Raw genomic sequence first — 14696 nt, 5'->3', positions numbered from 1 at the left:
GTTCCTCTCTCACATCCGGACGCGTTTCCCCGGTTCCTCTCTCATCCTTTGTCGCCGGGCCGTGGCGGCGAGGCGGAAAAACATTGTGATCGATTTTGCCGCAACCAGCACAACGGCAGTCGTCACCATCGCCAGCACTCCAATCGTCATGACCTCCCAGCCAGCCGGTTTGCCCAGGTGCAACCACGTGATGGCAAGTGCGGCGACACTCGCCAAGGGGAACGTGAACGACCAGAAGCCCAGGGAGAACGGCAAGGCCCGATAGCGCCGCAACAGCGTGAGCTGGATCAAAACCATCAACACCGTTATGGCCGTCAACCCCTCGAACATATGGTCAGGTCGCCCCCCGGAGATGGCAAGCCATGCGGCCGCAGCGACCGCTGGTGGGGCAATCATGATCGCCAGCGTCGGGGTAAGGGATTCGGGCATCGTAGGTCGAAGCGCGAGTCGCAGGAAGAAAAACACAGAGATCACCAGCCAGAAGAAGACGCCGACGGCGAAACTTCCGACAGCGAGCCAGTCAAGTCCCGTCTGTCTTGCCGTGAGCGCGCCGACGAAACCTGCCGCGCTGGTTGGGAGGAAGTAGCCGCCATGCACGGATTCGAGTGGCAACTCGCCGCGCATCCAGAAGTTCAAAATCCATGCGGCGAACGCGGCGGCAACTGCAATGGAAACCAAGGTCAGGATGGTTCCGGCTATAGGAATGGTGCGGTGCAGCCCTGCCCCAAGCAACATGGCTGCAATCGGAAGCAAGGCAGCGAGCGGGCCCTGTGCGAAATGCTTGAGCTGATCGGAGAGCGACTGATCCGTGCGCCTGCCGCGATGGACGTGCACCGCGATGGTCCAAAGCCAGGCAATGGCGGCGATCAGCCAGAATGCTTGCGCAAGTTCCATCGGGGCCTGGAAGGACGAGGTCGCTGCCGACCAGACTTGTGCGAGGCCCGCCAAGCCCAGCGGTATAGCGAGCGTATTCAGGGGGACTCGGGGTGGACGGGAAGTCGCTAAGGCAACAGTGTTCTCCAAGGGCGGGTGTGTGGACAAAGGGATCCCATTTCTCACTGCGTAGAGGGCCGAATAAGTACTCAACAGCGGTTTTTGACCTAGAAGTACAATACCATGGGCGCTACGCTGTTCCCATGGGTAGACCGATGCAATTTGAGGCCGGTGAGGCGGTTAACAGGGCGATGGACTTGTTCTGGCGCCAGGGGTATGCCGGCACAACGCCGCAGGAGTTGGCCAGCGAGTTGGGAATCGGCAAGGGCAGCCTATACAACACGTTTGAGAGCAAACATGCCCTATTTCTGCGTGCCCTTCAGCGCTACAGTGAGGCCAGACTCGAGTACTTAACCAGCATGTTCCAAGCTCCCGGACCAATCCGGCCGCGTCTCAAACAAGCACTCACTGCACTGGCCGGCGTGGGCGAGCATCAACGCGGCTGTGTCATGGTCAACGCGGCGGCGGAGCTCGGCACAGCCGACGCCGAGGTGAATCACATTGCGAACGAGCTGTTCTCTCACATCGAAGCCGTGTTCGGGCAAGCAATTGTGCAAGGACAAGCGACTGGAGAACTCCGCACCGATCAGGCCCCCGACACTGTCGCCAGCCAACTCGTTGCGTCGGTCATCGGACTAAGCGTCTTGGTCAAAACAGGCGGGCCCGCCGAGAGGTTCAGCAACATTATCGACGGGCTCATTGACGGACTGTGAAGTCTGCCAGTTGGTCCGGCTAAGGTAGCTGTTCCGGTCCGGAAAAGGGTTCGATGCCAGCCGCGACAGCGACTTCACGGTAGGCAGCGGCGAGATCAGCAAGACTTGCGTGCCTGTTCAAGCCGCTCGGATTCGGGAGCACCCAAACCGGGGCACCTCCAAGCGAATCCGGCTGCCGCCCCCACGTCGCCCGGGGCCGGGCGAAAGCAGTCCGGTAGGCACTTATTCCCAATACCGCCACCAGTGCCGGCGCCATAAGTTCAACGCGCGCAGATAGTTCTTTGGCTCCGGCAAGAAATTGCTCGGTCGTGAGTTCATCCGCGCGAGCCGAAGCTCCCGCAACTATGGACGTGATTCCAACGCCCCGCTCCAGCAGATGATTGAGGTCCTCGGGGCGGAACCCTGCCGAGGCATCGATCCGACGATCGACGATGCCGGCCCGAAATAACGCTGGATAGAAGCGATTGCTGCCACCACCGAAGTGCGCCTGCACCGCAGCAGCACGCAGGCCAGGATTGATGCCGACGAACAGGAGCCTCGTCTGATCCGAGACTAAATCGGGCAGGGTAAGGCCTCGAAACGCATCAAGCTCCGCCCTGCTAAATCCCATTCGTCCACCCTAGGACATGATTCGTAAGATCCTTCCGGAGCCCTCAAGCGTAAAATTTTCAGCGTAGGAGGTGGCCAAATGCATCTAGCCCTTAACACAGCCACAACTGTCCTGCCTGTCGATGATCTAAGCCGCGCACGAGAGTTCTACGCGGAAAAGCTCGGTCTTCCGCATCGTGGCAGGACATGGGACGGAAATGATCTATTTGGCAACGACGGCGGCCCCATGCTGCAGTTGTTGCCGGTCACGGACGGTAAGCACTCCGGTCATACTGCCCTGAGCTTTGAGGTCGAGGACATCGAGCGAACTGTTGCGGAGATGGAAGCCCAAGGCGTCAAGTTCCAGGACTACGACGAGCCTGATCTCAAGACCGATAACCATATTTGCACCACGGACGCAGAGAGGTGCGCTTGGTTCATGGATACCGAGAACAACGTTCTGTGCATCCATGAGACCCTGGGCCAGCAGGCCGAATACCAGCTGTAACCAGCCCCTTAAGACAAAGCGCGTCCCCCTGCATGGGGACGCGCTTCGTCGTTACGTGAGAGAACAACCGCCAGGAACCGTCGGGATGTGCGAGAACATCCGGCCCAACGGGCGATGATGTGAGAGAACATCCGCCGGAAAGCGTCCGGATGTGAGAGAAGGTTACTTCTCCACGAGGGTCAGAACGTCGTATGTCGCTACGATTTCATCGTTCTGGTTGGTGAGCACCGCGTCCCAGGCAACCTCGCCATATTCGTCAGTCTCACGCGGAGTGATCTTCTTGGCGGTCAACGTGACGCGGATGGAGTCGCCGGCCGCTACCGGCGTGATGAAGCGCAGGTTCTCCAAGCCGTAGTTGGCCAGCACGGGACCCGGCGCGGGCTCCACGAACAACCCGGCAGCCCAGCTCAGGAGCAGGTACCCGTGCGCGACGATGCCCGGGAAGAACGGGTTGGCCTCGGCTGCTTCCTGGTTGGTGTGGGCGTAGAACGTGTCGCCCGTGGAGTTGGCGAAGGCCGTGATGTCCTCGAGGGTCACCTGGCGCAGATCGGAGCGAACGGCGTCGCCGATCCTCAGCGTCGAAAGGTGCTTCCGGAACGGGTGCTCGCCTTCGGTTTCGACCGTGAAGTTGCGGTCCGCGCCCGTGTGCCACTGGCCGGTGACGGCGGTGAGCATGTTCGGCGATCCCTGGATGGCGGTGCGCTGCATGTGGTGCAGGACGGAGCGGATACCGCCCAATTCCTCGCCACCACCAGCGCGGCCAGGACCACCGTGGACCAGGTGCGGTACGGGTGAGCCGTGGCCAGTGGAGGATCGAGCGTCCTCGCGGTTGAGCATGTGCACGCGTCCGTGGTGGGCTGCGATTCCAGTGACGAGTTCACGGGCAACAGAGGGATCGTTGGTGCATACCGAAGCCACCAGCGAGCCGGAGCCGCGGGCCGCGAGACGGATAGCGTCAGCCAGGTCCGTGTAGCCGATCACCGAGGACACGGGGCCAAACGCTTCAAGCGAGTGGACTTCTTCGGCTTCGGCATCGGCCCAGCTGAGGAGCACGGGAGACATGAACGCGCCGTCTTCCACGACGCCCACCTTGCCGCCGACGGAGGTGACCGACGGCGAATCGAGCGTTCCGTACGCAAGCTCACCACCGGCGTCGAGCATTGACTGAACGGCCGCGCGGACGTCGGCAAGCTGCTCCAGCGAAGCCAGGGCGCCCATGGTGACGCCCTCGGCACGAGGATCACCAACCACCACACGCTCGTTGATGCGCGCACCGATGGCGGCAGAGACGTCGGAAATCAGCTCCTTCGGGACGATCACGCGGCGGATGGCGGTGCACTTCTGGCCGGCTTTGACGGTCATTTCGGTGACGACAGCCCGGACAAACGCGTCGAATTCGGGAGTGCCGGGAACGGCGTCGGGACCAAGGATCGCGGCGTTCAGGGAGTCTGTCTCACACGTGAAACGGACACCACCCTGGACCACATTGTGGTGGCCCTTCAGAGAGTTGGCCGTAGACGCCGAGCCAGTGAAGGAGACGAGGTCGCGGTAATCCAGCTCGTCCAGGATGGTCCGGGCGGAGCCGGAAATCAGCTGAAGGGATCCCGCGGGCAGGATGCCGGACTCGACGATCGCCCTGACGGCGGCGGCCGCAACGTAGCCCGTGGGGGTGGCCGGCTTGACGATGGTGGGAACACCGGCAAGGAACGCGGGCGCGAACTTCTCCAGCATGCCCCAGACCGGGAAATTGAAGGCGTTGATCTGCACCGCAACACCAGGAATGCGGGTATAGATGTGCTCACCGGCGAACGAACCATCCTTGGAAAGCACCTCCATCGGCCCATCCACCACAACCTGCGAGTTGGGCAGTTCACGGCGACCCTTCGACCCAAATGTGAAGAGCACGCCGATGCCGCCGTCGATGTCGATCATGTTGTCGATCTTGGTGGCGCCGGACTGCGACGAGGACTCGTACAGCTCTTCACGCCGGCCGTTGAGGTACATGGCAAGCTCTTTGAGCTTGAGCGCGCGCTGGTGGAAGGTCAGCCTTCCAAGTTCCGTTTGGCCGGTGGTGCGGCCGTAATTTACGACGGCGGCAAAGTCCAGTCCGTCGGTGCTGACGTTGGCCAGGACTTCTCCTGTGCTGGCATCACGGACCGGGACGGTTTTGGCGTCAGGAGCCGGCGTCCACCAGGCATCCTGGACGTAACTGGGGACGGTTGCAACGGCTGTGGTTTCCGGGGCGACTGCGGTAGTGGTCATCGTCGACGGGTCCTTCCAAGGCACGTGAAATCGGCTCGGTCATTGAGCTGCGGGAGCGTAAACATTACTGACCGGCCGTTCGGTAATATATACAGGGTACATGAATGCCCGGAGGAGTACAGCAGCAATTTTGTCGTTCTCTCACATACCGCCCGATTCGGGCCGTCCCTCTCTCACATACCGCCCGATTCCGGCCATCGTTCTCTCACATACCGCCCGATTCCCGCCATCGTTCTCTCACATCACCGCAGCTTGGCCCGGATCGCCGCCACTTCTGCGTCCGTGACACCATTCCGCTCCAGGAACGATTCGACATCCAGAGAACTCAAGAATGTCCTCACGCCCGCCCGTTTCTGATCCAACCAGGCCTCAAACTCCTCGTTCGAAAGGTAGGGATCGTGCGCGTGGGGTGCCCCGTGGGTGCGGTGCCGCTCATTGATCCCCCGTGCCGCAAGTTCGTACCCGCGCAGGATTTCGTCATCACCAAGACCGGCCAAACGTTGCAACATGAGTGCGATCACCCCACTGCGGTCCCTGCCCGCCGAGCAGTGAATCACAACCTTGCCGGACGAGGCTGCGATGGCCTTGAAGACGGCCGCGATCTTGTCCGCAAACAGCCTCACATACTCGCCGTACTGCGCCGGGTCCTTCAGGTACGGCCCGAAGAGCTCGCCGAAATCGCTATGGTCCGGGTCCTCCGTGGGGCAATGTACGACGTCGATCCGAGCCTTCACGTCGTCCGGCACCTCGGGATCGGTGTCGCGTTGCCGCCGCTCGCCCGAGGCGCGCAAATCGATGACAGTGCGGATGCCGTCGTCGTACATCTGGTGCCAACCGGCTTCGGTAACCCACTCGTGGCGACCCATCCTGTACACGTCCCCCGCGATCCGCCAGGCGTTCACGGCGCCATCCCAGTGGACGCCCAAGTGCGATGCTGTCCCCTCCATAGGAGCCAGCTAAACACATTCGTCCGCAGCGATGTGAGAGAACATCCGTCAAAAGGCGGCCGGATGTGCGAGAGGATCCGCAAAAAGGCCGGTGGATGTGAGAGAGGAACGGATGGGGGGTATTGCGTGGGTCGAGTGACTCATGTCATACTCGTTCTCGATACGCATCGACGATACGTATCGATGACTTACCGAAACCGATCGGCAGTAACCGTTCAGTTCAAACCGTTCAGCAGAGAGCGCAAGGAGGCCAGGACATGCCCACCAGCAAGGACGTTGCCCAGGCCGCCGGCGTTGCACAGAGCACGGTTTCCTATGTTCTTAGTGGCAAGCGACCCATCTCCGAGAAAACGCGGAAAAAGGTGGAGGACGCCATCCAGCAGTTGACCTACCAGCCAAATGCAGGAGCCCGCGCGCTTGCCAGCCGCAGGACCCGCGTGATCGGCCTCGTCATCCCTTTCATCCCCGAGTTGCACATGGCATCGATCATGGAGTTCGTCTCCGTGATCGCCAACACCGCCCGCCTCTATGACCACGACATCCTGCTGGTCACCGAGGATGAGGGCGCACCGGGGCTGCAGCGCGTGGTGGGCCAGCAGATCTGCGACGGCCTGATCCTGATGCAGGTGGAAGGCGACGACGAACGGCTCCCTGTCGTCCGGAGCCTCCACGTTCCAGTGGTGCTCATCGGCATTCCGCATGATCCTTCGGGGCTGGTCTGCATTGATGCCGACTTTGAAATGGCCGGCGAACAGTGCGTCCACGACCTCGCTGCGGCAGGCCATGAAGTCATCTCCGTCCTCGACTGGCAGCCGGAAGTAGTGGACCGCCACGTGAACTACGTTGAGCGGTTCATGTCCGGCACCGACAAAGCCGCCCAAAGCCTGGGCGTCAAGGTGCTGCACCTTCCCGGAGGAACGGACCGCGAGGTGATCGCGGAATCCGTGGACAAAGCCTTGGCGGAGACCACTGGAGTACCTGCTTTCATCGCTCCGGACGGCACAGTTCAGGACGTTCTTCGACGCGTCCTGTCCAGCCGCGGCCTGACTCCCGGTACAGATGTATCCGTCATCGGCAGCGCCTCCCCCACCCTGGCTGAGCTTCAGCCCATCCCGCTTTCCACCATTGACCTCCGCCCGGCCGAAGTATCCCGCCGTGCGGTGAAGATTATTTGCGATCTCCTCGAAACCGAAAACCAGGGACCAACCGAATCCCTGGAATTGGTACCCACGGTCATTACGCACCGTGCCAGCACGCTCCGTCCACCCCACGGCAGCTAAACCCTCTCCACAGCACTCTGCACTGCAGTTTCCGAATTCATCGATACGCATCGTCGATGCGCATCGATAACTCACACCAGAAAAAAGGAACAGACAATGAAGTCAGCACAAAGGACAACCCGTCGTCCTCTTGCCCTCGCCGTCGCTGCATTGGTCGGCCTCCCCTTGGCCCTCTCAGCCTGCGGGACCTCCACTGCGGCATCGTCGTCGGAGGCCGTCACTGAGATCTCCGTGATGGACTACTACAACAACGAGCCGGACAAGTCCTTCATCGGCGACGCCCTGACCAAGTGCGGCACCCAGGCAGGTGTCACGATCAAGCGGGAGACCGTCCCGGGCAAGTCCCTCATCTCCAAGGTGCTCCAGCAGTCCTCCTCCAAGACCCTTCCCGACGTGCTCATGCTGGACAATCCGGACCTGCAGCAGATTGCCGCCACCGGCGCTTTGGCTCCCTTGTCAGACTTCAAGATCAGCACAGACAACTTCGCCGAGGGTGTCCTGAGCGCAGGCACCTACAAGGACAAGGTCTACGGCCTGGCTCCCACCGTGAACACGATTGCCCTGTTCTACAACAAGGACATTCTGGACAAGGCTGGAGTAACCCCGCCCACCACCTGGGATGAGCTGAAGGCAGCCTCCGCCAAGCTCACCGCCGGCGACCAGTACGGGCTCGCGTTCAATGCCAACCCCACCTATGAAGGCACCTGGCAGTTCCTCCCGGTCATGTGGTCCAACGGAGGCGACGAGAAGAAGATTGACACCAAGGAAACTGAGCAGGCACTGCAACTCTGGACCGACCTGGTCAAGAGCGGCTCCGTCTCTTCCTCGGCCCTGAACTGGACCCAGGCCGATGTCAAGGACCAGTTCATGGCCGGCAAAGCAGCCATGATGGTCAACGGCCCTTGGCAGATCCCGGCCCTGGATAAGCAGCCCACTCTGCAGTACGGCGTGGTCAAGATCCCCGTTCGTGAAGCCGGCCAAACGTCCGTTGCCCCGCTGGGTGGCGAAGTATGGACGGTCCCCCAGACCGGCAACAAGGCACGACAGGCCAAGGCCGCGGAAGTGGTTGCCTGCCTGAACAGCGACGAGAACCAGATGGCCATGGCCAAGGTCCGCAACACCATTCCTTCCAAGACCACGTTGGCGGAGAAGTTCGCCACCGAAAACCCCAAGCTCGCTACGTTCACTGAGCTGATCAAGACTGCCCGTGCCCGCACCGGGGAGCTCGGTGCAGAATGGCCGGCCCAGGCAACCAAGATCTACACCGCTATCCAGACAGCCCTGACCGGTAACGCCTCTCCGGCCGATGCCCTCAAGCAAGCGCAAGGCCAGTAAGCAGCGAGCCATGTCATTGACAACAGATTTGTCGCAAACGGCGGCACGTTCCACCGGAAAGGCCGCAGGAAAGGCCAACGCAAAGACCAGCCGCAAGCACGGCCGCCCGGCAGGCTCGCCTACAGAAGCGCAGACACCACGACGGCGCACCCGCCAACGCCGCGAGCGCATCTTCCAGTGGCTCTTCCTGGTACCTGCCGTGGTCTACATGGCGCTGTTCTTCGGCTACCCCGTGGTCAAGAACGTCGTCATGAGTTTCCAGGACTACACCACGGCTACCTTCTTCACCGGAGAAGCCCCATGGGTAGGGCTGGCCAACTACGTAACTGTCTTGTCGTCGTCGTTGTTTTCCACCTCGCTGCTGAACACCGCGCTGTTCACGATAGGTTCCATCCTGGGGCAGTTCGTGATCGGGCTGGCGTTGGCGATCTTCTTCCAACGCAAGTTCCCGCTCAACGGCATCCTGCGGTCGCTGCTTCTACTACCGTGGCTGCTTCCACTGATTGTTTCGAGTGCCGTGTGGCGTTGGATTCTGGACAAGGACAGCGGAGCGCTCAACCGTTTCCTGGGGGATCTGGGCATCATCAACACTGGTGTTCCGTGGCTGACCAGCACCTCGTTGGCGTTGATCGCTGTGGTGGGCGTGAACATCTGGATCGGCATCCCGTTCAACCTGACCATCCTCTACGGCGGCCTGCAGGAGATCCCGGACGAGCTTTACGAGGCCGGGTCCCTGGATGGCGCGACGGGTTGGAAGGCGTTCCGGCATATCACCTGGCCGATGCTCCGTCCCGTGGTGAGCGTGGTGCTGGTGCTCGGCGTCGTCTACACCCTCAAGGTGCTGGACATCATCCTGGGCCTGACCAATGGTGGCCCGGCGAACTCGACCCAGACCATCGCCACGCAGTCCTACGATCTCTCCTTCCACGAGTTCAAATTCGGTGAAGGCGCGGCCCTGGGCAACGTGTTGGTGATCATTTCCCTGGTGTTCGCAGTGTTGTACCTGCGGGCAAGCCGACGCGCTGTGGATGAGTGAGGAAACCATGACAACCGTACTGAAAGCACCCACACTCCGGCCCAGCAGAGCAAAAGCACCGGCGAGCAACCGCAAGAACTGGGGCTACACGGCGCTGGCTATCTTCTTCTTGGCCATCATGCTGTTCCCCGTCTACTGGATGATCAACGCCTCCCTGCAGCCAAACGGCACTACCTTGGAAACCTCGTGGCTGCCCTTGAAACCCGACTTCACCGGCTATGCCACAGCCATCAGTGAGCAAGCCGGAAACCTCGGCACGAGTCTGATCATCTCCCTGGGCAGTGTGGCATTGAGCCTGGCAATCGCAGCTCCGGCGGCCTACGCGCTGGCCTATTTCAAGGTCCGCGGCGCTGGCGTTGTCCTCTTCGGCATCCTTATCAGCCAGATGATCCCCGGCATCGTGGTGGCCAACGCGCTGTACACGGCATACAACGACCTCGGGCTGCTCAACTCCATTCCGGGCCTGATCCTCGCGGACTCGGCACACGGAATCCCGTTCGCCATCCTCATCATCCGGGCATTCATGAACGGCATGCCGGCGTCCGTGATCGAGGCAGCGCGTGTGGACGGAGCGGGGCACGTCCGGGCGTTCTGGTCGATCGTGATTCCCCTCAGCCGGAACTCGCTGATCACTGCAGGACTCTTTACGTTCCTGTTCGCCTGGAGCGACTTCCTGTTCGCCCTGACCCTGACCACCACGGAAGCGGTCCGCCCCGTCACCCTGGGCATCTTCCAGTACATCGGCGCCTACGTGAACGACTGGAGTTCAGTGATGGCGACGGCGGTACTCGCCTCCATCCCGGCCATCGTCCTGTTGGTCGCGGCCCAAAAATACATCGCCGCGGGCACCACCGGCGGCGCGGTCAAGTAGACCCCCACTCATCAGAAGGAAAGAATCATGCCTGAAACAAGCAAGCCCATCCGCGTCACCGTCTGGAGCGAAAACCGGCACGAGAAGCGGGACGAACTCGTGGCACGCCTGTACCCGGAAGGAATGCACGGCGCCGTCAAGGCGGGCATCGAGGAGAACCTGGGTTCCGGCGTCGAAGTCCGCACCGCAACACTGGACGAACCCGAGCATGGGCTCTCTGAAGAAGTCCTCGCCAACACCGACGTCCTCACTTGGTGGGGACACATGTCCCACGCTGACGTTGACGACGAAATCGTGGAGCGCGTCCACCGCCACGTACTCGCGGGCATGGGCCTGATTGTGCTGCACTCCGGGCACTGGTCAAAGATCTTCACCAAGCTCATGGGCACCACCTGCACGCTGCGCTGGCGCTCGGAACATGACCGCGAACTCGTATGGACAGTGGACCCGACCCACCCCATCGCCAAGGGCGTTCCCCACCCCATCGTGATCCCTGAGCAGGAAATGTACGGCGAATTTTTCGATATCCCCACGCCGGATGAACTCGTATTCATCAGCTCGTTCAGCGGCGGCGAGGTCTTCCGTTCGGGCTGCACGTTCCGGCGCGGACACGGCAAGATCTTCTTCTTCAGCCCCGGCGACCAGGATTACCCCGTCTATCACCACAAAGACATCCGCAGGGTCATCGCCAACGCCGTGGAATGGGCCGTCACCGACCGTCCCCAGCGCGCCGTCCCTGAGCTGCTTCGCTACGAAACCAACGACTTCTTCAACGGCAAGAGCTACCAAGGAGCAAACGCGTGAGCACGCCTTTCGCCACAATCCCCGACGACGGCACTCCCCTTCGCGTCGTAGTGGTCGGCGCCGGGGGCATGGGCCGCGCTTGGCTTCGGACCGTTGAGTCGTCACCGTTGGTGGAGCTTGTGGGCATCGTGGATCTGGATCTTGCCACGGCCGCTGAGGCTGCAGCTTCACTGGGCCGTCCGGACCTTCCGGTAGGTGCCAGTACAGCGGCACTGGCGTCCGACGTCGGAGCCCAAGCGGTCATCAACGTCACCGTTCCGGCCGCGCATCATCCGGTCACTACCGAGTCGCTCGCTGCGGGCCTGCCGGTCCTTGGCGAAAAGCCCGTGGCCTCCACGGTGGCGCAAGGGCTTTCTTTGGCAGCCGCTGCGGAGCTTCACGGCCAGCTGTTCATGGTCAGTCAATCCCGGCGCTACAACCGGCAGCTCTTTGAAGCCAAGCGGCTGTCCGGGTCTCTGGGCTCTGTTGGCATTGTTTCTGCCGAGTTCTTCAAGGCGCCGCACTTTGGCGGATTCCGCGATGCCATGGACCATCCCCTGCTGCTGGACATGGCGATCCATCAATTCGACATGGCCCGGTTCCTGCTGGACGCCGATCCGGTCTCGGTTTTCTGCGAGGAGTACAACCCCTCGTGGAGTTGGTACCGCGGTGATGCCGGGGCCACGGCCGTGTTCGAAATGACCGGCGGCGAGCGCTTCGTGTTCAACGGAAGCTGGTGCAGCCCGGGCCAGGAAACCTCGTGGAACGCCTCATGGAGGATCAGCGGCGAACAAGGCACCGTCTTGTGGGATGGGGACAATGCACCTGTGTCTTCTGTTCCTGTTTCCGGCGATGCAGCCAGTTCTGAGGATTCTGGCCAGGAAATCGCTGGCTCCCTGCGCGACTTCGTAACTGCAGTCCGCACGGGAAGCACCCCGATGGGCCAGGTGCACCAAAACATCATGAGCCTGGCCATGGTGGAAGCCGCCATTCTCAGTGCGGCCAACGGCACCCGGGTTTCCGTGGACGCGCTGCTTGAGGACTCATACCAACAGGCACTCCTTGCCGAGCGGGACCCCGCCGTGTTGGAGGTCTTGAAGTCCTGGACCTCGGTTCGGAGTGCGCTTGCGGGAGACAGTGCGCTTGCGGGAGGCAGCGCGCTTGCGGGGGAAGGCATTCGGCTGTGACGCGGAAGCTGCGGGTAGGCATGGTGGGCTACTCCTTCATGGGTGCCGTCCACTCGCATGCCTGGCGAACGGCGCCGCGCTTCTTCGATCTCCCACTTGCGCCCGAGCTGACGGCGCTGGCTGGCAGAAATGCTGCCGCTGCTCAGGCGGCTGCGGACAAGCTCGGTTGCGATTCCGTGGAGACGGATTGGCGTCGCCTGATCGAGCGCGATGATATTGACCTGATCGATATTTGTTCCCCCGGAAACACGCACGCCGAGATCGCGATTGCCGCCTTGGAAGCGGGCAAACACGTGCTGTGCGAGAAGCCCTTGGCCAACAGTGTGGGTGAGGCCGAGAAGATGACCGCCGTGGCATCCTCGGCCGCTGAGCGGGGCGTGTACTCGATGTGCGGTTTCACGTATCGGCGAACTCCTGCACTGGCCCTTGCTAAGCGGATGGTGGACGACGGCCGGTTGGGCGAGCTCCGGCACGTCAGGGCCCAGTATCTCCAGGACTGGTTGTCGGACGCGGACGCTCCGCTGACGTGGCGCCTGGACAAGTCAAAGTCCGGCTCTGGTTCGCTGGGTGATATCGGTGCCCACAGTATCGACGCTGCCCAGTGGATCACCGGGTCCAGCATCACGGGTGTCTCGGCTCTGATGGAGACGTTCGTGAAGGAGCGGCCGATCGGCGGTGACTTCGTAGGCCTCGGTGGGCACGGTGGTACAGACGGTCCGCGCGGCCCAGTAACTGTGGACGACGCAACGATCTTCACGGCCCGTTTCGGCGGAAAGACATCCGGCGCCGGGAAGACATCCGACGCCGCCCCAATCGGCGTGTTCGAGGCGACGCGGTTTGCCCTGGGACGGAAGAACGCCATGCGGTTGGAACTCAATGGCACGCTTGGCTCGTTGGCTTTCGACTTCGAAGACATGAACGTGCTGTCTTTCTACGACGCCACAGACGCGGACGCCGGTTTCCGGCGGATCATCGTGACGGAGCCATCGCACCCCTACGTCGGGAACTGGTGGCCCACCGGGCACGGCCTGGGCTACGAGCACGGGTTCACGCATCAGGTGGTGGACCTCGTGAACGCCATCGGCGCTGGGAAGCAGCCCTCGCCGTCGTTCTCTGATGCGTTGCAGGTCCAGAAAGTGCTGGCGGCAGTGGAGGCCAGCGCGGAGGCGGATAGCCGTTGGCAGAGGGTGTGAGCCTGGAGCCAGCCTGCATAAACGTTACGAACCCGCTGTTCCGTTGCTGGGCAACAACGAAACAGCGGGTTCGCGACGTCTTAGCGGTCTAACGCTTGGCGAGCTGCGCGGGTTTGATCGCGGACAGCAGGGCTGCGGCGTAGGCCAGATGCCCTGCCTCGTTCGGATGGAAGTTAGCGTCGGGCAGACGATCAAACGGGGGTACGGGCGCCAGGACCATCACAAGCCACGGATCTGCAGAATTCGCTGCATGCCCGAGGAACTTCTTGGTGACATCGATGAACTTGGCGTTGGTTTGGCTGTCAGCCACCGCCTTGGCAATTGTCGCGTTGAGGGCATCGATGGCCAGATTCACTTGGGCTTGGTTCGCAGGCGGGATCACCGGGAGACCATTGGCGGGATCAAAAAGCCGCGGATAGCCCATGACAGCGAGGGTCGCCTCCGGAGCCGAGGCTCGGATTTTTTGATAGATGATCTCAAGTCCGGACTCGATCACAGGAAGATTGGCGATGATCCCGGAAACGGTGGCCGCGCATAGCTGTGTATCCGGCGTAGAGCAGTTCTGCAAAGCGAGCAAACTGCCGGCATCCACGGCACCAGCTGTGACGCTGACCAGATCAGCACCAGCCAAGGCCTGCTGCCCAGCGACGATCTGTTGACCGACAGTTGGCGTCACTCCGTCATAAAAGGGCGGGACGGGGAACAGCACGGCTCCGTGACAGGCCAAATTCGCCACCAAAGTGACGCGCCCTGTCGCGGCGACATCATCGACATAGCCCGGACTACTCTGCCAACAAGCTACCGGTGGACGGTACAAGTCTCCCGCACCCGTCCCTGCCGTGTACGAATCACCGAGTGCCACATACGTGACAGGTGGGGGTGGTGCGGCGGTCGCCGGACTGGCCGTGAATCCTAACGTGAGTGCCAGGGCGGCGAGTCCGCCTGCAAAAGCCAAGTGCCGGCGTCGTGCTCGATGAGTTGCCATAATGATTCCCCTTCA

The 14696-nt window shown here is 61.8% G+C and carries 14 protein-coding genes; 9 read left to right on the top strand and 5 right to left on the bottom strand.

Going from position 1 to position 14696, the window contains the following annotated elements:
- Positions 1 to 9: 9 nt before the first annotated feature.
- Positions 10 to 1059 carry an SLAC1 family transporter gene (locus tag ABIE18_RS17060; protein ID WP_499723909.1) on the bottom strand — a complete coding sequence of 350 codons (1050 nt, stop codon included), beginning with the start codon at positions 1057 to 1059 and terminating at the stop codon, positions 10 to 12.
- Positions 1060 to 1148: 89 nt separating this feature from the next.
- On the opposite strand from ABIE18_RS17060, the gene ABIE18_RS17055 reads away from it, so the two are divergent.
- The gene (locus ABIE18_RS17055) at positions 1149 to 1706 is read left to right on the top strand and encodes a TetR/AcrR family transcriptional regulator (protein ID WP_499723815.1); all 558 of its coding nucleotides are present in this window, start codon (positions 1149 to 1151) and stop codon (positions 1704 to 1706) included.
- 19 nt (positions 1707 to 1725) lie between these two features.
- Here ABIE18_RS17055 and ABIE18_RS17050 read toward each other — a convergent pair whose 3' ends face one another.
- Positions 1726 to 2316 (bottom strand): mismatch-specific DNA-glycosylase, encoded by a 591-nt coding sequence (locus tag ABIE18_RS17050; RefSeq protein ID WP_499723814.1) that lies wholly within the window; start codon positions 2314 to 2316, stop codon positions 1726 to 1728.
- 78 nt (positions 2317 to 2394) lie between these two features.
- On the opposite strand from ABIE18_RS17050, the gene ABIE18_RS17045 reads away from it, so the two are divergent.
- Entirely contained in the window at positions 2395 to 2802 is a 408-nt protein-coding gene (locus ABIE18_RS17045) for a VOC family protein (protein WP_499723813.1), read from the top strand.
- A gap of 162 nt (positions 2803 to 2964) precedes the next feature.
- Here the strand turns inward: ABIE18_RS17045 and paaZ are convergent, their stop codons facing one another.
- Together paaZ and ABIE18_RS17035 are read right to left on the bottom strand one after the other, a co-directional pair.
- Positions 2965 to 5064: a phenylacetic acid degradation bifunctional protein PaaZ gene (gene paaZ / locus ABIE18_RS17040; protein ID WP_499723812.1), complete on the bottom strand. Its 2100-nt coding sequence runs from the start codon at positions 5062 to 5064 to the stop codon at positions 2965 to 2967.
- A gap of 242 nt (positions 5065 to 5306) precedes the next feature.
- The gene (locus ABIE18_RS17035) at positions 5307 to 6011 is read right to left on the bottom strand and encodes a tyrosine-protein phosphatase (RefSeq protein ID WP_499723811.1); all 705 of its coding nucleotides are present in this window, start codon (positions 6009 to 6011) and stop codon (positions 5307 to 5309) included.
- A 257-nt stretch (positions 6012 to 6268) separates the two neighbouring features.
- Here ABIE18_RS17035 and ABIE18_RS17030 point away from each other — a divergent pair, with 257 nt between their 5' ends.
- The 7 genes from ABIE18_RS17030 to ABIE18_RS17000 all read left to right on the top strand — a co-directional run bounded on the left by ABIE18_RS17030 (position 6269) and on the right by ABIE18_RS17000 (position 13696).
- Positions 6269 to 7291, top strand: coding sequence for a LacI family DNA-binding transcriptional regulator (locus ABIE18_RS17030; RefSeq protein ID WP_499723810.1), 1023 nt, complete (start codon positions 6269 to 6271; stop codon positions 7289 to 7291).
- Between the two features lie 96 nt (positions 7292 to 7387).
- Positions 7388 to 8626: a sugar ABC transporter substrate-binding protein gene (locus ABIE18_RS17025; protein ID WP_499723809.1), complete on the top strand. Its 1239-nt coding sequence runs from the start codon at positions 7388 to 7390 to the stop codon at positions 8624 to 8626.
- A gap of 10 nt (positions 8627 to 8636) precedes the next feature.
- Positions 8637 to 9662, top strand: coding sequence for a carbohydrate ABC transporter permease (locus ABIE18_RS17020; protein WP_499723808.1), 1026 nt, complete (start codon positions 8637 to 8639; stop codon positions 9660 to 9662).
- Positions 9663 to 9669: 7 nt separating this feature from the next.
- The gene (locus tag ABIE18_RS17015; RefSeq protein WP_499723807.1) at positions 9670 to 10533 is read left to right on the top strand and encodes a carbohydrate ABC transporter permease; all 864 of its coding nucleotides are present in this window, start codon (positions 9670 to 9672) and stop codon (positions 10531 to 10533) included.
- 27 nt (positions 10534 to 10560) lie between these two features.
- On the top strand, positions 10561 to 11337 hold the full coding sequence (locus ABIE18_RS17010; protein WP_499723806.1) for a ThuA domain-containing protein: 777 nt from the start codon (positions 10561 to 10563) through the stop codon (positions 11335 to 11337).
- A complete protein-coding gene (locus ABIE18_RS17005) occupies positions 11334 to 12503 on the top strand; it encodes a Gfo/Idh/MocA family protein (protein WP_499723805.1) in 1170 nt (389 codons plus the stop codon). The genes ABIE18_RS17010 and ABIE18_RS17005 overlap by 4 nt, the downstream gene beginning before the upstream one ends.
- 20 nt (positions 12504 to 12523) lie before the next feature.
- The gene (locus ABIE18_RS17000; RefSeq protein ID WP_499723908.1) at positions 12524 to 13696 is read left to right on the top strand and encodes a Gfo/Idh/MocA family protein; all 1173 of its coding nucleotides are present in this window, start codon (positions 12524 to 12526) and stop codon (positions 13694 to 13696) included.
- 88 nt (positions 13697 to 13784) lie between these two features.
- On the opposite strand, the gene ABIE18_RS16995 is transcribed toward ABIE18_RS17000, so the two are convergent.
- Positions 13785 to 14681 carry an SGNH/GDSL hydrolase family protein gene (locus ABIE18_RS16995; protein ID WP_499723804.1) on the bottom strand — a complete coding sequence of 299 codons (897 nt, stop codon included), beginning with the start codon at positions 14679 to 14681 and terminating at the stop codon, positions 13785 to 13787.
- Positions 14682 to 14696 lie beyond the last annotated feature (15 nt).

Origin of the sequence: Arthrobacter sp. 2762, from assembly GCF_040548745.1 — a bacterium.
Classification (GTDB): Bacteria; Actinomycetota; Actinomycetes; order Actinomycetales; family Micrococcaceae; genus Arthrobacter.
The sequence above is the reverse complement of the archived record's forward strand: the minus strand, read 5'-3'. Positions and strand labels throughout refer to the sequence as shown.